The 18,238-nt window shown below is 69.4% G+C and carries 17 protein-coding genes; 10 read left to right on the top strand and 7 right to left on the bottom strand.

Annotation, left to right across the window (positions count from 1 at the left end):
- Positions 1 to 230: 230 nt before the first annotated feature.
- The 3 genes from ACODT5_RS10935 to ACODT5_RS10925 all read right to left on the bottom strand — a co-directional run bounded on the left by ACODT5_RS10935 (position 231) and on the right by ACODT5_RS10925 (position 3,731).
- Positions 231 to 1,688, bottom strand: a complete 1,458-nt coding sequence (locus ACODT5_RS10935; RefSeq protein ID WP_266912575.1) for a catalase — start codon at positions 1,686 to 1,688, stop codon at positions 231 to 233.
- A 244-nt stretch (positions 1,689 to 1,932) separates the two neighbouring features.
- Positions 1,933 to 2,823 (bottom strand): 2-hydroxy-3-oxopropionate reductase, encoded by an 891-nt coding sequence (locus ACODT5_RS10930; protein WP_388497615.1) that lies wholly within the window; start codon positions 2,821 to 2,823, stop codon positions 1,933 to 1,935.
- Positions 2,824 to 2,897: 74 nt separating this feature from the next.
- Entirely contained in the window at positions 2,898 to 3,731 is an 834-nt protein-coding gene (locus tag ACODT5_RS10925) for a TIM barrel protein (protein ID WP_243339126.1), read from the bottom strand.
- A gap of 181 nt (positions 3,732 to 3,912) precedes the next feature.
- Here ACODT5_RS10925 and ACODT5_RS10920 point away from each other — a divergent pair, with 181 nt between their 5' ends.
- From ACODT5_RS10920 to ACODT5_RS10890, 7 genes are all read left to right on the top strand, one after another.
- Positions 3,913 to 4,170 carry a YkoF family thiamine-binding protein gene (locus tag ACODT5_RS10920; RefSeq protein WP_385367571.1) on the top strand — a complete coding sequence of 86 codons (258 nt, stop codon included), beginning with the start codon at positions 3,913 to 3,915 and terminating at the stop codon, positions 4,168 to 4,170.
- A complete protein-coding gene (locus ACODT5_RS10915; protein ID WP_422518973.1) occupies positions 4,167 to 4,586 on the top strand; it encodes a helix-turn-helix domain-containing protein in 420 nt (139 codons plus the stop codon). Before ACODT5_RS10920 ends, ACODT5_RS10915 begins: the two co-directional genes overlap by 4 nt.
- A gap of 154 nt (positions 4,587 to 4,740) precedes the next feature.
- Positions 4,741 to 5,256: a 2-oxo-4-hydroxy-4-carboxy-5-ureidoimidazoline decarboxylase gene (uraD, locus tag ACODT5_RS10910; RefSeq protein WP_422518972.1), complete on the top strand. Its 516-nt coding sequence runs from the start codon at positions 4,741 to 4,743 to the stop codon at positions 5,254 to 5,256.
- 8 nt (positions 5,257 to 5,264) lie between these two features.
- Complete coding sequence (gene uraH, locus ACODT5_RS10905; protein WP_422518971.1) at positions 5,265 to 5,672, top strand: hydroxyisourate hydrolase; 408 nt, start codon at positions 5,265 to 5,267, stop codon at positions 5,670 to 5,672.
- A gap of 1 nt (position 5,673) precedes the next feature.
- Positions 5,674 to 6,597, top strand: a complete 924-nt coding sequence (gene pucL, locus ACODT5_RS10900; protein WP_327303532.1) for a factor-independent urate hydroxylase — start codon at positions 5,674 to 5,676, stop codon at positions 6,595 to 6,597.
- Positions 6,598 to 6,814: 217 nt separating this feature from the next.
- Positions 6,815 to 8,218, top strand: coding sequence for an 8-oxoguanine deaminase (locus ACODT5_RS10895; protein WP_243339131.1), 1,404 nt, complete (start codon positions 6,815 to 6,817; stop codon positions 8,216 to 8,218).
- Positions 8,219 to 8,608: 390 nt separating this feature from the next.
- Positions 8,609 to 10,030 (top strand): nucleobase:cation symporter-2 family protein, encoded by a 1,422-nt coding sequence (locus tag ACODT5_RS10890; RefSeq protein WP_422519623.1) that lies wholly within the window; start codon positions 8,609 to 8,611, stop codon positions 10,028 to 10,030.
- Positions 10,031 to 10,268: 238 nt separating this feature from the next.
- On the opposite strand, the gene ACODT5_RS10885 is transcribed toward ACODT5_RS10890, so the two are convergent.
- Entirely contained in the window at positions 10,269 to 11,342 is a 1,074-nt protein-coding gene (locus ACODT5_RS10885) for an Lrp/AsnC family transcriptional regulator (protein ID WP_422518970.1), read from the bottom strand.
- Between the two features lie 103 nt (positions 11,343 to 11,445).
- Between ACODT5_RS10885 and ACODT5_RS10880 the strand changes: the two genes are divergently transcribed.
- Positions 11,446 to 13,536, top strand: a complete 2,091-nt coding sequence (locus ACODT5_RS10880) for an ATP-binding protein (RefSeq protein WP_422518969.1) — start codon at positions 11,446 to 11,448, stop codon at positions 13,534 to 13,536.
- Positions 13,537 to 13,562: 26 nt separating this feature from the next.
- Here the strand turns inward: ACODT5_RS10880 and ACODT5_RS10875 are convergent, their stop codons facing one another.
- On the bottom strand, positions 13,563 to 14,060 hold the full coding sequence (locus ACODT5_RS10875; protein ID WP_422518968.1) for an Mth938-like domain-containing protein: 498 nt from the start codon (positions 14,058 to 14,060) through the stop codon (positions 13,563 to 13,565).
- Between the two features lie 86 nt (positions 14,061 to 14,146).
- On the opposite strand from ACODT5_RS10875, the gene ACODT5_RS10870 reads away from it, so the two are divergent.
- Both ACODT5_RS10870 and tnpB read left to right on the top strand, forming a co-directional pair.
- Positions 14,147 to 14,725 (top strand): IS607 family transposase, encoded by a 579-nt coding sequence (locus tag ACODT5_RS10870; protein ID WP_422518967.1) that lies wholly within the window; start codon positions 14,147 to 14,149, stop codon positions 14,723 to 14,725.
- The gene (tnpB, locus tag ACODT5_RS10865; protein WP_422518966.1) at positions 14,722 to 16,179 is read left to right on the top strand and encodes an IS607 family element RNA-guided endonuclease TnpB; all 1,458 of its coding nucleotides are present in this window, start codon (positions 14,722 to 14,724) and stop codon (positions 16,177 to 16,179) included. Before ACODT5_RS10870 ends, tnpB begins: the two co-directional genes overlap by 4 nt.
- A gap of 70 nt (positions 16,180 to 16,249) precedes the next feature.
- On the opposite strand, the gene ACODT5_RS10860 is transcribed toward tnpB, so the two are convergent.
- Positions 16,250 to 16,681, bottom strand: coding sequence for a 3'-5' exonuclease family protein (locus ACODT5_RS10860; RefSeq protein WP_422518965.1), 432 nt, complete (start codon positions 16,679 to 16,681; stop codon positions 16,250 to 16,252).
- A gap of 162 nt (positions 16,682 to 16,843) precedes the next feature.
- Positions 16,844 to 18,031, bottom strand: coding sequence for a GDSL-type esterase/lipase family protein (locus tag ACODT5_RS10855; protein ID WP_422518964.1), 1,188 nt, complete (start codon positions 18,029 to 18,031; stop codon positions 16,844 to 16,846).
- Positions 18,032 to 18,238: the final 207 nt, after the last annotated feature.

The following is an 18,238-nucleotide window of genomic DNA, read 5'->3' as shown; positions in this document are numbered from 1 at the left end:
ATAGAGGAGAGGATTTGGCTGGGACCGTGGCGAACGGCGACGAGAACTTCGGCTTCGTCTCCCTCAGGTCAAGAGACGGGCCTCGGAACCCATTACCACCGCACTGGCTCGCACGCTCGCCACGGTCCTCGTCCTGCCCGCACCGCGTACCACCCCTCATCCGGGTCCGCAGTGTGGGCTCAGCACCCGGATCCTGACCTCCCGTCAGGATCCCGGCGCAGCTTGTGGGCTCAGGCGTCGCGCAGGGCGCGGACGGCCTCCTCGACGCGCTTGCCGTAGTCGGCGTCCGCGGCGTGGAAGTGAGCCAGGTTCTTCTCGATGACGTCCTCGAGGGTGACCTGAGACAGGCCGCCGGCGATGGTCGCCACCAGACGCTGCTTCTCGGCTTCCGACATCAGGCGGTAGAGCTCACCGGCCTGGAAGAAGTCGTCGTCCTTGGTGTGGGCCGGAGCCTCGTGGGTGCCCGTGTAGCCGGAGACGGCCTTCGGGGCGCCCAGCGCCAGACCGGTCTCGGCCGGACCCTGGTGCGAGTTGGGCTCGTAGTTCTTGTCGTAGCGCGAGCCGTTGCGCAGCGCCATGACACCGTCGCGGCCGTAGTTGTCGGCCTTCGTCGCCTTCGGAGCGTTGACCGGGATCAGGGTGTGGTTCACACCGAGGCGGTAGCGCTGGGCGTCGGCGTACGCGAAGAGGCGGCCCTGGAGCATCTTGTCCGGCGAGGCGGTGATGCCCGGGACGAAGTTGTTCGGGGAGAACGCGGCCTGCTCGACCTCGGCGAAGACGTTGTCCGGGTTGCGGTCGAGGACCAGACGGCCCACGCGCTGCAGCGGGTAGTCGCTGTGCGGCCACACCTTGGTGAGGTCGAACGGGTTGAAGCGGTAGTCCGCGGCCTCGGAGGCCGGCATGACCTGGACGTACAGGGTCCAGCTCGGGTTCACACCGCGCTCGATGGCCTGCAGCAGGTCGGTCTGGTGCGAGTTGGCGTCGGAGCCGACGAGCTCGGCGGCCTGCTCGCCCGACAGGCAGCGGATGCCCTGGTTCGTCTTGAAGTGGTACTTGACGAAGAAGGCCTCGCCCTGGGCGTTGGTCCACTGGTACGTGTGGGAGCCGTAGCCGTTCATGTGACGGTACGACGCCGGGATGCCGCGGTCACCCATCAGCCAGGTGATCTGGTGCGTCGCCTCGGGGGCGTGCGCCCAGAAGTCCCAGACGTTGTCCGCTTCCTGCTTGCCCGTGAAGGGGTCGCGCTTCTGGGAGTGGATGAAGTCGGGGAACTTGATCGGGTCCTTGATGAAGAACACCGGGGTGTTGTTGCCGACGAGGTCGTAGTTGCCCTCTTCGGTGTAGAACTTCAGCGCGAAGCCGCGCGGGTCGCGGACGGCGTCCGCGCCACCCAGCGAGTCGGCGACGGTGGAGAACCGCAGGAAGGTCTCGGTCTTCTTGCCGACCGTGTTCAGGAACGCGGCGCTGGTGTACGCGGTGACGTCGTCGGTCACCTCGAAGTGGCCGTACGCGGCGGAACCGCGGGCGTGCACCACGCGCTCCGGGATGCGCTCGCGGTTGAAGCGGGCGAGCTTCTCCAGGAGCTGCTGGTCCTGGATCAGCAGGGGGCCACCGACGCCGGCGGTAGCGGAGTTCTGGTTGTCGGCGACCGGGGCGCCAGACTCGGTCGTCAGCGTGCGCTTCGACATGGTGACCTTCCGTACGGGGAACTGCTGACGGAATTCGTCTTCCGTCATGCGGAACAGCCTAATTTCGGCATGAACTCGACGTCAACGGTTTGTTGAAAGAAAGAGTGGAGGAGAGGTGATCCGGACGGTGCCGGCACTTGGGCGCGACAGGACAGGTGTCAGCACCGGCACCATCCGGAAACTCAGGGCCCCGAGAGCGGGGCGGGTGGCGGCCCGGTGAGCGGGCCGCCTATCCGAGCGGAGCTCAGATCTGGGCGCCGGAGAGGCGCTCGACCGCGCGGAGCAGCGCGGAGTGGTCCAGGCCACCGTCACCCTGGGCGCGCAGCGAGGCGACCAGCTGGGCGACGACCGCGCCGACCGGGAGGGCCGCACCGACGTTGCGGGCGGCGTCGGTGACGATGCCCATGTCCTTGTGGTGCAGGTCGATCCGGAAACCGGGCTTGAAGTCGCGGTTCAGGAAGTTGGCCTTCTTGCGGGTCAGGACCGTGGAGCCGGCCAGACCGCCGTTGAGCACGTCCAGAGCGGCTTCGAGGTTCACGCCCGACTTCTCGAGGAAGACGACGGCCTCGGCGCACGCCTGGATGTTCACCGCGACGATGAGCTGGTTGGCAGCCTTCACCGTCTGGCCGGAGCCGTGCGGGCCGCACAGGACGATGACCTTGCCGAGGGCCTCGAGGATCGGGAGGGCCTCGTCGAAGTCGGCCTGCTCGCCACCCACCATGATCGACAGGACGGCCTCGATGGCACCGGCCTCGCCACCGGACACCGGGGCGTCGATGACGCGGATGCCCTTGGCGGCGGCGTTCTTCGCCAGGTCGATCGAGGTCTGCGGGGTGATCGACGACATGTCGATGATCAGCGCGCCGGACTTGGCGTTCTCGAGGATGCCGTTCTCACCGTAGGAGATGGCCTCGACCTGCGGGGAGGCGGGCACCATCGTGATGATGACGTCGGCGTCCTTGACGGCCTCGGCGATCGAACCGGCGGCGCCGCCACCGGCCGCGGCCAGGCGGTCCAGCTTGTCCTGCTCCAGCGTGAAGCCGGTGACCGAGTAGCCGGCCTTCAGGAGGTTCTCGGCCATGGGGGAGCCCATGATGCCGAGACCGATCCACGCGATCTTGGGGAGGTTGCTCATGATGAGGGTCCTTCTCTTAATGCTTCGTACGAAAAGTTCGTCAGGTGCCTGGCTGTTCGCCCGGACTTTTCCGCTTACTTCGCGGCGCGGGCCTCGGCCGGCAGCCATGCGAAGGAGGCGGCGGCGTCGGCGGCCTTGTACTCGAGACCGACAAAGCCCTGGTAGCCGGCCTTCTGGAGCTGGTCGAGCAGCTCTTCGAGGGGCAGCTCGCCGGTGCCGGGGGCACCTCGTCCCGGCTTGTCCGCAATCTGGACGTGTCCGGTCTTGGCGGCGTACTTTTCGATGACCTCGGAGAGGTCCTCATCGTTCATCGCCAGGTGGTACAGGTCGAGCAGGAACTTGGCGTTCCCGAGGCCGGTGGCCTCGTTCACCTTGTCCACTACCTCGATGCCGGCCGGGGCGCTCACCAGGGGGTAGAGCGGCGACTCGGGCTTGTTCAGGGTCTCGATCAGGAGGATCGCGCCGACGCGGTCCGCGGCCTGAGCCGCCACGACCAGGTTCTTCAGCGCGAGCTCGTCCTGAACGGCCGGGTCCACGCCTTCGACGCGGTTGCCGTACAGGGCGTTGAGCGCCTTGCAGCCGACCGAGGCGGCGAAGTCCGCAGCCACGTTGATGTTGGCGTTGAAGCGCTCCGACTCCTCACCGGGAACCGAGACCGCACCGCGGTCCGGACCCGGCAGCTGGCCGGCGTAGAAGTTCAGGCCCACCAGCTGGGTGCCGGCGTCCTCAAGAGCGGTCTTGAGGGCGTCGAGCTCCTCCTGAGCGGGGGTGGGGGTCTCGATCCAGGGCCACCACAGCTCGACCGCCGTGAAGCCCGCTGCGGCGGCAGCCGCGGGACGCTCCAGGAGCGGGAGTTCCGTGAAGAGGATCGAAAGATTTACATCGAAGCGCTGGTCCGTGTATCCCATGAGGGGTGTGCGCTCCTTCCGTATTGCGGAAGTTAGTTTCTGCCTGATGGAAGACTGCAAGCAGGGCGGCCCGGTTGTCAAGTACCGCCTCCCGAAAAGTCCGGCCCGCCCGTCGCCCGACCGCCACCCCTCAAGGGGGCGCTATCGCGCCACTCCTTCTGGTCCGGGTAGCTTGAGCGGCGTGCGATTGAGAGTGGAGTTCACGACCGAGCCCTTCGATCTAGAAGAGGCCCCTGCCCATGCCGTAGCCGCTCGCGAGGTCATCCAGACGGCCCAGCTGGACGCGGTGGATGTCGGCCCGTTCGGCAACACGGCCGAAGGGGAGTCCGAAGCGGTGCTGACCGCGGTCGCCGCGCTGCTGCGCAACTCCCTGGAAGCCGGAGCCACGCGCGTCTCGCTCCAGGTCAATGTGATCGGGACCGGGGAGGACACGCCATGACCGAGCCCAGGGATCACCCGTTCGTCGCCGCGGTCAAGCCGCTGGTGGACGCGATGGGCGGCGAGCTGATGGATCCGTCCCTGGCCCAGCCCGACGACGTCGTGCTCGCCTGGGAGGGTCAGGACCTGCTCGCTGTACGGCTTCCGCAGCTCTCCGACTCGCTGGACCACATCCTGGCGGCGCTGGAGCGCCGGCACGGCGTGCCGTTGTCCCAGCTCGACCGGAAGTCCAAGCAGGACGTCGTGCGGATACTGGAGGCGCGCGGCGCCTTCTCGGTCCGGCACGGTGTGGAAACGGTCGCCGGCGCCCTGGGCGTAAGCCGCTTCACGGTCTACAACTACCTGAACAGGGACTCAAGCACTCCGAAGGGCTCCGGTGAGGCTCCCAAAGGGTCCGCCGGGACCAACCCGGAGTGAATCCTGAGTGACCCACCGTGACGAGCCGCCGCCCAATTCACCCGGGCGGCGGCTTTTGTGTACGGGAAGTTTCAACAAAGTGTTGACGCCGTGTTGTCGAAGGCGTTAGCTATGCGCAGCCCGTCAAAGCAACAACAGGCCACGGAGGCCTACCGTGACTTCGAGTCCGACCCCGGGTCTCACCCGGTTCAACGCCTTGGACGACAGCGCGGCCACGGCCGAGCTGCACGAGGTGTGTGCCAGCTCGGCATGGGGCAGCAAGCTGCTCGCCCAGCGCCCCTTCACCAGCGTCGACACCCTGTTCTCCGCGAACGAGGCCGCCATGGCCGAGCTCACCGCGGAGGACCTGGGCGAGGCGATGGGTGGACACGCGCCGATCGGCCGGCCGAAGCCGGGAGACCCGACCTCCGCCCGCGAGCAGCGCGGCATGGCCGGTGCCTCTGAGGAGCTCAAGACCGAGCTCCTCGAACTGAACCTGGCCTACCAGGACAAGTTCGGCCACGTCTTCCTCATCTGCGCCACCGGTGCGACCGGTGAGTTCATGCGGGACGCGGTCAAGGTCCGGATCGAGAACTCGCCGGAACAGGAGCGGGAAACCGCTCGTGGCGAGCTCGTCAAGATCAACCGGATTCGCCTGACCCGCCTCGTGGAATCCGTAGAAGGAGAGTAAGACCGAGCATGAGCACTGAGACCACCGCGTCGGTGTCCACGCACATCCTGGACACCAGCATCGGAAAGCCCGCCGAAGGCGTCGCGATCTCCCTGTCGGCCCGTACGGGTCTCGACGGCGAGTGGGCGGCCCTGGGCGGATCCGCCACCGATGCCGACGGGCGCTGCAAGGACCTGCCGGCGCTGCCGGAGGGCATCACCCACGTGCGCCTCGACTTCGAGACCGAGACGTACTTCTTGAATAAGCACAGTTCCAAGAAGCAAGCCGCCGAGGCACAGCAGGACGCCCCCCGCGTAAGGGACAGCGGTGCGTTCTTCCCCGAGGTCACCATCACCTTCGCGGTGAACCCGGGCGAGCACTATCACGTACCGCTGCTGCTCAACCCGTTCGGCTACTCCGTTTACCGAGGGAGCTAGCATGGCCACCATTCTGGGCCAGAACCAGTACGGCAAAGCAGAGAACCGCGTAGTCAAGATCACGCGGGACGGCGACACCCACCACATCAAGGACCTGAACGTCTCGGTCGCCCTCTCGGGCGACATGGACGACGTCCACTACTCCGGCTCGAACGCCAACGTCCTTCCGACGGACACCACCAAGAACACGGTGTACGCGTTCGCCAAGGAGTACGGCATCGAGTCCGCCGAGCAGTTCGGCATCCACCTGGCGCGCTGGTTCGTCAACAGCCAGGAGCCGATCCAGAAGGCCCGCATCCGGATCGAGGAGTACTCCTGGTCCCGGATCGCGACCTCGGACGCGAACTCCAAGTTCATCGGCTCCGACGAGGTGAACCACTCCTTCGTCCGCGAGGGCATGGAGACCCGCGTCACCCAGATCACGTACGACGGCAAGAACTGGGAGGTCATCTCCGGCCTCAAGGACCTCGTCGTCATGAACTCCACGAACTCCGAGTTCTGGGGTTACGTGAAGGACAAGTACACGACCCTGAAGGAGGCCTACGACCGCATCCTGGCGACCCAGGTTTCGGCTCGCTGGCGCTTCAACTGGTCGGATGACGAGCAGCGCATGCCCAACTGGGAGAAGTCCTACGCCGAGACCCGGAAGCACATGCTCCAGGCCTTCGCGGAGACCTACTCCCTGTCGCTGCAGCAGACCCTGTACCAGATGGGTTCGCGCATCATCAACCACCGTTCGGAGATCGACGAGGTCCGCTTCTCGCTCCCGAACAAGCACCACTTCCTCGTCGACCTCGAGCCCTTCGGTCTCAAGAACGACAACGAGGTGTACTTCGCCGCGGACCGTCCCTACGGTCTGATCGAGGCGACGGTCCTCCGCGACGGCGTAGACGCCCAGATCCCCGTGGACATGACCAACCTCTGATGTGGCACGCCCGTCCCGGGGCTCCGCAGTGGCCCCGGGGCGGCGCGACACCTGTCAGCACCCTCCACACCCGCAACACTCTGAACTTCCTGAATCGGCACCCGGACGCACCACACGGGGCGGCAGTACTGTCAGCTGTCAAGGCCCCCGGCTCCGGCACTCAAATCCCCTGGGTTTTGCCGTGCCCGCACCGCCACTGAAAGCACGAGGAAGTCCCATGGCAGCATCGGCAGCCAATGACAGCGCCGTAGAGCGCATCGTCATCGAAAACTGTGCGATTGCGACCGTCGACGCCAACGACACCGAGTACGCCTCGGGTCACGTGGTGCTCGCCGGTAACAAGATCGAGTTCGTCGGCGCGGGCAAGGCCCCCGAGAACCTCGAGAACGTCGTCCGCCGCATCGACGGCACCGGGCACCTCGTGACCCCCGGTCTGGTCAACACGCACCACCACTTCTACCAGTGGATCACGCGTGGCCTGGCCACCGACCACAACCTCTTCAACTGGCTGGTCGCGCTGTACCCGACGTGGGCGCGCATCGACGAGCAGATGACGTACACGGCCGCGCAGGGCTCCCTCGCCGCGATGGCCAAGGGTGGCGTCACCACCGCGATGGACCACCACTACGTCTTCCCCAAGGGCTCGGGCGACCTCTCCGGGTCGATCATCCGCGCCGCGTCCGAGATGGGCGTCCGCTTCACCCTCGCCCGCGGCTCGATGGACCGCAGCGAGAAGGACGGCGGCCTGCCGCCGGACCACGCGGTCGAGACCCTCGAAGGTGCCCTCGCGGACACCGAGGCGACCGTGAAGAAGTACCACGACGCCTCCTTCGACGCGATGACCCAGGTCGCCGTCGCCCCCTGCTCCCCCTTCTCGGTCTCCACCGAGCTGCTGAAGCAGGGCGCCGAGATGGCCCGCCGCCTGGGTGTGCGCATGCACACGCACGGCTCGGAGACCGTCGAGGAAGAGCAGTTCTGCAAGGAACTGTTCGGCATGGGCCCGACCGACTACTTCGAGTCGACCGGCTGGCTCGGCGAGGACGTGTGGATGGCGCACAGCGTCCACATGAACGACTCCGACATCGCCGCGTTCGCCCGTACCAAGACCGGTGTCGCGCACTGCCCGTCCTCCAACGCCCGTCTGGCCGCCGGCATCGCCCGCGTCCCGGACATGCTGGCCGCCGGTGTACCGGTCGGCCTCGGCGTGGACGGCACCGCCTCGAACGAGTCCGGTGAGCTGCACACCGAGCTGCGCAACGCGCTGCTCATCAACCGCCTGAACCCGGTCCACCGCGAGCGTGCCCTGAACGCCCGCCAGGCCCTGCGCCTCGGTACGTTCGGTGGCGCCCAGGTCCTCGGCCGCGCCTCGAACATCGGTTCGCTGGAGGTCGGCAAGTGCGCCGACCTGGTGCTCTGGAACCTGAACACCCTCCTGCACTCCTCGATCGCCGACCCGGTCACCGCGCTGGTCTTCGGCGCGGCGGCTCCGGTCACCGCGTCGTTCGTCAACGGCAAGCAGATCGTCGAGAACAACCGTCTCCTCTTCGCCGACGAGGACGCCATCGCCGTGTCCACGCGGGAAGAGGCCCAGCGCCTCGCGCGGATCTCCGCGCAGGCCTGATCCCACGGAGTCCGGCCGGGGGGGACGGCCCCCGGCCGGCGGCCGCGGACCCGAGCGGGGTCCGCGGCAGCTGTTCCCGGGTAGCGCCCGAGGATTCTTCCTCGGGCGCCCCGGGGGCGGTGACTCGTGCAGGCTGCTCCGCAGCTCGTGCCACCGGCCCCGCAGCTCGTGTCATTCGCTCGGCAGCCCATGTACCGCGCCACTGCTACGGCACCGCCAGCTCATTTTCCGATTTCAGCGTGGAACGACTCGGGCGAACCGTTTCCGCACCCCTTGGGACAAGCATTCGCAGCACCCACAACTCCATAACGGCTCGACTCGTACAGCTTTCGCATCACCTCCCAGACACATCACGTCCCTGCCGGCGTGTTAAACAGTTCGGAGGAAGCCGTGGCCCAGGCGCCCAGGTTTCGCAAAGACGCAGACGCAGTCGCAGTACCGCAGGTCGCAGACGACTCAGACGACTCAGGGGTGAAGCACCCGGTCGACGAGACCCTGCCGCCGCTGAAAATGTTCACCAGCGGTCTCCAGCACGTAGCCGCCATGTACGCGGGTGTGGTTGCCCCGCCCATGATCGTCGGCCCGGCCGTGGGACTCTCCGCCACCGAGACCGCCTTCCTGATGGGCGCCTCGCTCTTCACCGCAGGGCTCGCCACCCTCCTCCAGACCCTCGGGTTCTGGAAGATCGGCGCCAAGCTCCCCTTCGTCAACGGCGTCTCCTTCGCCGGCGTGACCCCGATGATCGCCATCGGAAAGGGTGAGGGCGACAACGCCATCCCGATCATCTTCGGCGCGATCATCGTCGCCGGAATCCTCGGCTTCTTCGCCGCCCCGTACTTCGGGAAACTGGTCCGGTTCTTCCCCCCGGTCGTCACCGGTACGGTCATCACCCTCATCGGCGTCTCGCTGCTCCCCGTGGCCTTCAACTGGTCGCAGGGCGGGAACAGCACCGCCACCGACTACGGCTCGATGAAGAACATCGCCATGGCCGCGGTCACCCTCGCGATCGTCCTGCTGATGCGCAAGTTCCTGCGCGGCTTCCTCCAGCAGATCTCCATCCTCCTCGGCTTGGTCGTCGGCACGCTCATAGCGCTGCCCCTGGGCATGACGAACTTCGACGCCGTCCGGAACGCCGACATCATCGGCTTCCCCACGCCGTTCCACTTCGGGGCGCCGCAGTTCCAGGTCGCCGCGATCATCTCCATGTGCATCGTGATGCTGGTGTGCATGACCGAGTCCACCGCCGACATCCTCGCCCTGGGCAAGATCGTCGGCCGTCCGGCGGACGCGAAGACCATCGAGGGCGGCCTGCGCGCCGACACCCTGGGCAGCGCGCTCAGCCCGCTGTTCAACGGGTTCATGTGCAGTGCCTTCGCGCAGAACATCGGGCTGGTCGCCATGACCAAGGTCCGCAGCAGGTTCGTCGTCGCGGCCGGCGGCGGCATCCTGATCCTGCTCGGCCTGTGTCCCCTCGCCGCCTCCGTCATCGGAGTCGTACCGCTGCCGGTCCTCGGCGGCGCGGGCATCGTCCTCTTCGGCTCGGTCGCCGCCAGCGGCATCCAGACCCTGGCCGGCGCGGCCATGGAGAAGGGCGAGAACGCCCTGATCGTCGCCGCCTCGCTCGGCATCGGCCTGATCCCGATCGCGGCGCCCGGCTTCTACCACGCCTTCCCCGAGGACCTGTTGGTCGTCCTCGACTCCGGCATCAGCACCGGCTGCGTCGTGGCCATCCTGCTGAACCTCGCCTTCAACCACCTCGGTGCCAGGAAGGGATCGGCCCCGGCCGCCCCGGATCCGGTACTGGTGCACTGACCGGGCTGGTCCCGGTCCGTGCGCGGGATGCGGCGGTGCGTACGTCACCCACTGCGGGGTTGGCGTCCGCACCGCCGTACGCGTTTCCGCGCTGCTGCAACTGCCCTGCGGGCAGGCTCCGGCCGAGGTTCCCGGGGCTCCGCCCCGGACCCCGCGCCTCAAACGCCGGCGGGGCTGGAAATGTCCAGGACTCCGCGCCTTGCATGCCGGCGGGGCGGAAATGCCCGGATCCCGTGCCCTACACGCCGGCGGGGCTGGACATGTCCAGGACCGGGTCCGACCAGATGTCCGGGCAGACCGTACGGACCCGGTGGCCGCGGCGGTCCAGTTCCTGGGCTTCCGCCTTGCGGACCTGCAGGGCCACCGCCGAGTCCGTGATGCGCAGGCCCGGCAGGCGCCGGGTGAGCTCCGCCGTGTAGCGGGAGAGGTCCTCCACCGTGCGCAGCCGGGCGCTGATCATGAAGTTCCAGGGGCCGCTGACGGACATGCAGATACGGGTCTCGCGCAGCCCCGCGGCGACCGCCGCGCAGTCGGCGAGCTCGAACTCGGACGCTTCCGCCCACAGCGTCGCCGACACCGGCCAGCCCGACAGCCCGGAGGCCAGCGCGCAGCTGTAGCGCAGGCTCAGCCCGGCCTCCAGCCGCGCCAGCCGGCGCCGTACGGTCGACTCGCTCATCGCGAACTCCCGGGCCAGCGAGGCCACGCTGCGCCGCGCGTCCGAGGCCAGGGCCAGGACCAGCGGCCGGTCCTCCTGCTGGAGCGGGGCCACCGCCGGCCGGTCCGGGCCGGCGGAAGCCGCCGGCCGCCGGGTCCGCCTGTTCAGCAGGCCGATCTGAGCCGGGGTCAGCTGGTCCAGGCGCCAGCGGTCGGGGGCGTAGTGCACCGCCGTCACCATCGAGGTGCGGGTGCCGAGCACGCCGGGGATCCGCTGCACCCGGGAGGACAGGTAGGAGTACAGCGTGGGCAGGTCGGGGACGGCCACGAAGACGAGGAGGTCCCGGCTTCCGGTGGTGTGCTCGACCCCCAGCGCGTGCGGATCCGCCACGAGGACGTCCCCGACCGAGGACGAGGTGCCCGCGGTGCACGTGACCTCCACCCACGCCATGCAGGGCTTCGTGACGCCGGTCCGCAGCCCGAGTCCGCTCAGCCACGCCTCGCCGGACCCGGTGAGCCGCTCCCAGCGGCGCGCCAGGGTGTCCGGGCGCGCGCCGAGGACCGGACCCAGCAGCTCCCAGCTCGCGCGGGGTGCGAGCTGGAGTGCGTGGACCAGCGCCCGGTCCGTGTCGTCGATGGCGGAAATGGCCGAGTTCATACCCTCCCCTTGGTGGATCTCCCGGTCGGTGACGGGACAACGGGATTATGAGCCGATCATCTCTCTTTGTGCGTTCAACTGTTGACCACATGACGGTGCGCACGTGTCGGACACAGCAGGAGGACGTGTGGGGGAGGCCGGCTCGGGCGTGCGGCAGGCGGTGCCCGCCGAACTGTCGAGCTTCATCGGGCGGGAGCGGGAACTGACCGCCCTCGCCTCCCTGCTCGCGACGCAGCGCCTGGTCACGCTCACCGGACCGGCCGGCATCGGCAAGACCCGGCTCGCGGTGCGCACCGTCCGCACCCTGGGCGACCGGGACGGCCTGGACGCCGTCTGGGCGGATCTCGGGACCCTGCCCGAGCACTGCTGGGACCGTCTCGCAGGAGAGCTCTCGGACCGCCTCGCGGGCCGTGAGGCACTGCTCGTGCTCGACGGCTGCGAACAGCTCGGGGAGGCCGGAGCGGGACTCGCGGCCGAGCTGCTGCGGCGCCTGCCCGGGCTGCGCATTCTGGCCACGTCGCAGCGGCGGCTGCGGCTCGCCGGGGAAGCGGTGCTCGCCGTACCGCCGCTGTCGGTGCCGACCGAGCCCTCCTTGCAGCCGCTGTCCGCGGAGCCGTCGGCCTTGCCGGGGCAGGCCGTGCCCGACCCGCCCCGGCGGTTCCCGGTGGCCGACGTCGCCGGCTACGCGGCCGTACGGCTCTTCGAGGAGCGGGCGCGCGGCGCGGACCCCTTCTTCGAGCTGACCGACCGCAACGCGGGCGCCGTGGCCGCGCTGTGCCGGGCGCTCGACGGGATCCCCGGGGCCCTGGAGCTCGCGGCGGGGCGCTCGCACCAGTACGCGCCCGCGCAGGCGCTCCGCAGACTCGGCTCCGACCCGCTGGGCTTCCTCGCCGGCGGCGCCGGCCGCAGCACCCGGGTCGACGCCGAACGCTCGCTGCGCCTGGCCTCGCCCGCCGAACGGCTGCTCTGGGAGCGGCTCTCCGTCTTCGCGGGCTCCTTCGACAGGGCGGCCGTGGCCGAGGTGTGCGGCTTCGGGGCGCTCACCCCGGACACCGCAGTCGAGGCACTGCTCCGACTGGCCCCGGGCCTGCTCGCGGACGCCGGGCCGGGCCGCTACCGACTGCCCCTGTCCGTACGGGCGTACGCGGCCCGGAGGCTCGCGCACGGACCCGCCGGGGACGGCGCGACGACGGCCCGGCGCCACCGCGAGCGCTGCCGGGTGGTGGCGGAGCGGGCCGCGCGGCTGTGGCACGCCGGCGCGCAGCGGGAAGCGCGCGCCCTCGCCCTGCGGGAACTCCCCGAGCTGCGCGCGGCGATGAACCCGCTCGCCGCCGGGGGGCCGGGCGCCGCCCTGGAGATCGCGGTGTCCCTGTGGTTCCTGTGGTCCGCGTGCGGGATGGCGGCGGAGGGGCGCAAGCACGTGGAGCGCGCCCTGGCCGTGCACCCCGCGCCCCGGCCCGCGCGGGCACTGTGGCTCGCGGCGTGGCTGGTCGCCGCCTTCGGGGAGGCCGACGGCGCCGACCCCCTGCTGGTGGAGGCGTGGACCGAGGCCGTGCACGAGGGGGAGGACGCCTGCCTGGCGTACCTCGCGCACCTGCGCGGCACGATCGCACTGTGGGAGGACCGGTACGAGGACGCCGCGGCGGAGTACCGGGAGGGTCTGGAACTCCTCCCGGCGGATCCCGGGTTCGGCCCCGGCCGGGAGGCCCTGCGGGCCGCGCAGACCCTGGCGGCCGCCCGTACGGACCCGGCCTCGGTCCCGGTCTCGGTCTCGGTCTCGGCCGAGGAGGCCCCGCCGGGCGGCCCGCCGAGTGGCCCGCCGGACGGGCCGGCAGACCTGTGGGCCCGCTCCTGGGTGAGCTACGCCCACGCCCTGGTCCGGCGGCACGAGGGCCGGCCGGCGGCGGCCCGCAGCGAACTGCTCGGCGCGCTGCGGACCCAGTTCGCGCTGGACGACACGCTCGGGCAGGCCTTCTCGGTGGAACTCCTGGCCGAACTGGAGGCGGACCAGGGCCGCTACGCCGAGGCCGCCCGGCTCCTCGGCGCCGTCTCCCGCACCCGCCCGCGCGCGGCCGCGGCCCCCCGCGTCCAGCACACGGTCCGCACCCGCCTCACCCCGCAGGCCTTCCGCGCGGCCTACACCTCCGGCGCCCGGACACCACTGCGCGAACTGCTGCCGGAACTGGCGGGCTGAGGCGCGGAGTCCACGGGGTCGTTCCCTCAGCAGGTCGAGTGGAAGAGCCCGCCGACGCGCTCGGTCGCGGCCAGCCGGTTGTAGAGCGCGACCGCGGCGGGCGTCTCCTCGACGTGCACCTCCACCCCGGCGTCCCGGAGCAGCCGCAGCGTCTGCGGCATGACGCCGAGCCGCAGCGCCATTCCGCGGCTGAGGACGGCCACCGTGCACCCCCGGTCCAGGAGTTCGGCCACGTCGGCGGGCTGGATGCCCGGCTCGTGCCGGGTGCCGTGCTCGCCCCAGTCCCAGGAGCGGCCGCCACCCGGGTACAGCACGAAGTCCTTCCCGGCCGGGAGGCCCTCCACCTCCATGCGGCCCCAGTCGAGATGCGTGACCAGAGGGGAGCGGACGGGCGGCACCCACGCCATCAGGTTGCTCATCAGCTCGGCCTGCTCGACCGCGTCGTCCAGCGCGTGATGGGTGTGCGGTCGGCGGGAGAGCAGCTCGCGCGGCATGCGCCCCTTGACGACGGCGCGGAGCGGCACCCGCGCCTTGGCCGCGTAGAGGATTGAACAGCAGTTCCTATTTCTTTCAGTGGATATCCAATATCCTCAGCGAATAACTTGGCGTCGTGAAGCTTTCCGAGTGGGCGGCGCGTAACGGCGTGCATTACCAGACCGCGTGGACTTGGGCGAAAGAGGGCCGTATGCCGGTCCCGGTCGTCCAGACGCCGTCGGGTACATGGCTCGTGACCGAGCCCGCCCCGCGGGTCGCTGGGCGGGTCGTGGTGTACTGCCGTGTCTCGTCCGGTGACCAGAAAGCGGATTTGGAGCGCCAGGTCGCCCGGACCGTACAGGGTGCAACGTCCCAGGGTCTCACGGTTGCTGACGTGGTGACGGAGGTCGGCTCCGGCTTGAACGGGCGCTGCCGCGAACTTCGCCGGCTGCTTGCCGACCAGGGTGTGGGCACGATCGTGGTCGAGCACCGCGACCGCCTTGCCCGGTTCGGCTTCGAGTACCTCGAAGCCGCCCTCTCGGCCTCGGGGCGACGCCTGGTCGTCCTTGACCCGGCGGAGAGCGCCGACGACCTCGTACGGGACATCACCGAGGTCCTGACCTCGATGTGCGCACGCTTGTACGGCCGCCGCGCCGCGAGGAATCGCGCGGCCCGGGCCATTGCCGTCGCCACCGGCCCGGAGACGGCTGGATGAAGAAGTTCAAGCCGCGGCCGGGGTTCGCCGTCCTTGCGTACAAGCTCGCGCTGGACCCGAACGCCACGGCCAACCGTCATCTGCACTCGCACGGAGGGGCCGCGCGGACCGCGTACAACTGGGCGGTTGCGTACATCACCGCCGTGTGGTGGCAGCGCAAGGCCGAGCAGTCGTACGGCATCCCCGAGGACCAGCTCACCGAGTGGCGGTCGTGGTCGCTGCCCTCGCTGCGGAAGGCGTTCAACGGGGACAAGCGCACCAACGCGCGCTTCACCTGCTGGTGGGGGGAGAACTCCAAGGAGGCGTACAACACCGGCCTGGCCAACGCATCGGCGGCGTTCGAAAACTATGCGAAGTCGAAGAACGGTAAGCGCAAGGGCCCAAAGATGGGTATCCCGCGCTTCAAGTCGAAACGGAAAACGCGCCTGACCTGCCGGTTCACCACTGGCACGATCCGCATCGAGCCTGACGGCAGGCACATCACCCTGCCCAGGATCGGCACGGTCCGCATCCACGAGAACCGAGCCGACCTGCGAGCCCTCATCGACACGGGGAACATGCGGATTCTCTCCGCGACCGCATGCCTGGACCGGGGCCGCTGGTTCGTGTCCCTCCAGGTCGAGCAGAAGCACCAGCTGGTGAAAGTGGCCCGTCCGGACGCGGCGGTCGGCATCGACCTCGGCATCAAAACGCTGGCCGTCCTCGCGGACAGCGACGGCATCCTCAGCGAGGAACCCAACCCACGCCACCTCGACCGCGCACAGAAACAGCTGCGCCGCGCCAGCCGGATCGTCTCCCGTCGCCAGGGCCCCGACCGGCAGACCGGGCAGCAGGCGTCGAAGCGCTGGGAGAAGGCCAACCAGGCTCGGAACGTGATCCATCACCGGGTCACGAACCTTCGCGAGGACACCCTCCACAAGATGACGACCCGCCTCGCCTCCGAATACGGCACGATCGTCGTCGAAGACCTCAACGTCGCCGGCATGGGTCGCAACCGCCGCCTGTCCCGCCGCGTGGCGGACGCCGCGTTCGGCGAGATCCGACGCCAGCTCACCTACAAGACCCGTCGGCACGGCACGCGACTCATCGTGGCCGACCGCTGGTACCCCTCCTCGAAGACCTGCTCACGCTGCGGTGTGGTGAAAGCCAAGCTGCCCCTCAGCATGCGCGTCTTCGAGTGCGACAACTGCGGCCTCGTCCTTGACCGGGACGCGAACGCCGGACACAACCTGGTCGCCCTCGCGACCCGTACGACAGGTACCGGAGTGGCCGGAGACCTGGACCTCGCCAAGGCGGAGTCGAAGCCCCGTGGAGCCGACCGTAAGACCCGCACGACCCGCCCGCGCCGCAAGGCCGGGCCGGGGCGGGCAGGTGGCACAATTCCCAACCCCCGGGCTGGGAAGGAAACGGGAGACCGTCAACAGGCCACCAGGATGCAACTCACGCTCTGGTGACACTGATACGGACCATCCTGGCCGAAACGCCGGGATTGCCGAGATCACTTGATGATCAAAGCAACGGTCTTCATGTCCAGGCAGCCCGGCCCGAGTGCCCGAAGGGGCTGTCGCCGCCGAAGCTCATCAAGTACCAGTACAGGAAGGTCCAGTCGAAGGAGGCCGGATAGGCGCACATCACCGGCTGTGCCCCCGCCGAGACCTCCCGCACCCACGCGCGGAACTCCGCCATGGCGACGGCCGGTTCGGCCCCCTCGCGGAGCAGCCGGTCCCGGTCCAGCCCGCTGACGGCGAGCGCCTCCGGTACGTACGCCTCGCTGATCGGGCGCAACTCCCGGTAGAAGGTGTCCTGTTCCGGATCGGCGGCCGTATACGAAGCCCCGTCCTGCCGCCCCGCCACGGCGGCCCCGAAGCTGATCATCGAATACGGCCCGGGGATGGGCCCGTCGGCCTCGACGTCGACGGAGATGTAGAGACTGGGACGCGCACTGCGGACTGTCATGCGCGAGAGCATGCCAGCCCGCGGCCGGGACGATCACCCGATTTCCCGGCCCTCGACGAGTCCGCGCAGTACGGCACCCCGCCGCGGCGAGGCCGGAGGGGCCAGGCCGCGGCGGATCACCACGACGGAGCTACGGAGCTACAGAACTAGGGAGATTCGGAACTAGGGAGCCGGGGTCAGGTACATCCCGCTCTGGTCGGACCCGGCGGTGTTCTTGCAGCCGAAGCCGCTGCTCGCCGGCTGGGCCACGGCCAGGGCCAGGCAGCGCCCGGCCGCGAGCTGCCCGAAGTAGTTCGGGTGCATGGACTCCTGCACCAGCCCCTGCGTCTCGCTGCTGTCGATCCAGCGCGCCCACTCGCTGGTCTTCGCCGAGGCCGGCACCGTGGTGGTCACCTGCTTGCTCGCCTTCGCGCACACCTCGCGCCCCTGCATCATGTCCTTCAGGTCCAGGAACTGCGCGCCCTTGGCCGCGGCGACCGCCTTGAGCCGCCCGGCGATCTGCGGCACGAGGGAGTCGCGCGCCCAGTCGGAGTCCCTGTTCCAGAAGGGGCACCCGCCGGTGTTGAGTCGGCTCCAGTCGCTCTGGGTGTACCGGTTCTCCGCGCCGCGCGGGATCGGCGACGGGTAGGACTGCAGCACGATCCGGTACGAGGAGTCCGCGTACCCGGCGCCGCGCATGACGGCCCGTACCTCGTCGACGGACTTGCCGACGTTGGCCATGACCCCGTCGATCTTCTGGTCCACGTCCCACTGCTGATCGTCGTAGCAGTAGGAGTTCCAGAGCACGAAGTCGTACGCGCACTCCTTGATGATGTCGGCGAAGCCGAGGTCGTTGCCGCCGATGGACAGCGCGATGACCTTGACGTCGTGGCTCGCGGCCACGGCGGCGAGCTGATCGGCCTGCGGGGCCTCGCCCTTGAAGGCGACGCCTCCGTTGGAGGCGCGGAACACGTTCTGCGAGACCGCCCCGGAGCAGGCCAGGTTGATCGCGACGTCGGCGATGGGCCCGGCGCTCTTCACCTCGGCGGAGTCCGAGCGGTGGCAGCCGCCGGCGGTGGCCCCGTAGACCTTGCCGGGGTCGTAGCTGCTGCCGCTCACCCAGGCCCGGTCGGTCCCGGTCCGGTTCCCGCTGTTGGTCAGGCTGTTGCCCTTCCAGCGTCCGGCCTCGCCGGAGATGTAGCTGTCGCCGAGCGACACCACGGCGGTGGGCCCGTTCCCCGGCCCGGCCACGGCCGTCCCGGCCCCTCCGGTGACCAGGGCCCCGGCGCCGAGCGCCGCCGCCGTCCCGATCCCGGCCAGTCGTCGCACCCGACGGGCCCGGTCCATGCTGTCGTTGCGGAATCCGATCACTGCGGAACTCCTGCGGTCGGCCATGCGGGAGCCAGGAACAACTCCGTCGCATGGCTGGGTAAGTGGGGGTTACCTCCGGCCGGTGGCAATCGGAAAGGTGCCATCCCGCGCGTTGTTACCGCTAGGTACAGGGAAGTTACGAACAAGTAACAACCGATCGGTCGTTCGGCTGGAAGCTGCCGGAGCAGGCCGGGGCCGGCCCGGCGC

It is taken from the genome of Streptomyces tatrensis (genome assembly GCF_049310065.1).
In the GTDB taxonomy this organism is placed as follows: Bacteria; Actinomycetota; Actinomycetes; order Streptomycetales; family Streptomycetaceae; genus Streptomyces.
The sequence above is the reverse complement of the archived record's forward strand: the minus strand, read 5'-3'. Positions and strand labels throughout refer to the sequence as shown.

Excerpts from the sequence above, each read along its gene's own strand:
- ACODT5_RS10935 (WP_266912575.1), bottom strand. The coding sequence starts at position 1,688 with ATGTCGAAGCGCACGCTGACGACCGAGTCTGGCGCCCCGGTCGCCGAC.
- ACODT5_RS10930 (WP_388497615.1), bottom strand. The coding sequence starts at position 2,823 with ATGAGCAACCTCCCCAAGATCGCGTGGATCGGTCTCGGCATCATGGGC.
- ACODT5_RS10925 (WP_243339126.1), bottom strand. The coding sequence starts at position 3,731 with ATGGGATACACGGACCAGCGCTTCGATGTAAATCTTTCGATCCTCTTC.
- ACODT5_RS10915 (WP_422518973.1), top strand. The coding sequence starts at position 4,167 with ATGACCGAGCCCAGGGATCACCCGTTCGTCGCCGCGGTCAAGCCGCTG.
- uraH (WP_422518971.1), top strand. The coding sequence starts at position 5,265 with ATGAGCACTGAGACCACCGCGTCGGTGTCCACGCACATCCTGGACACC.
- pucL (WP_327303532.1), top strand. The coding sequence starts at position 5,674 with ATGGCCACCATTCTGGGCCAGAACCAGTACGGCAAAGCAGAGAACCGC.
- ACODT5_RS10895 (WP_243339131.1), top strand. The coding sequence starts at position 6,815 with ATGGCAGCATCGGCAGCCAATGACAGCGCCGTAGAGCGCATCGTCATC.
- ACODT5_RS10885 (WP_422518970.1), bottom strand. The coding sequence starts at position 11,342 with ATGAACTCGGCCATTTCCGCCATCGACGACACGGACCGGGCGCTGGTC.
- tnpB (WP_422518966.1), top strand. The coding sequence starts at position 14,722 with ATGAAGAAGTTCAAGCCGCGGCCGGGGTTCGCCGTCCTTGCGTACAAG.
- ACODT5_RS10860 (WP_422518965.1), bottom strand. The coding sequence starts at position 16,681 with ATGACAGTCCGCAGTGCGCGTCCCAGTCTCTACATCTCCGTCGACGTC.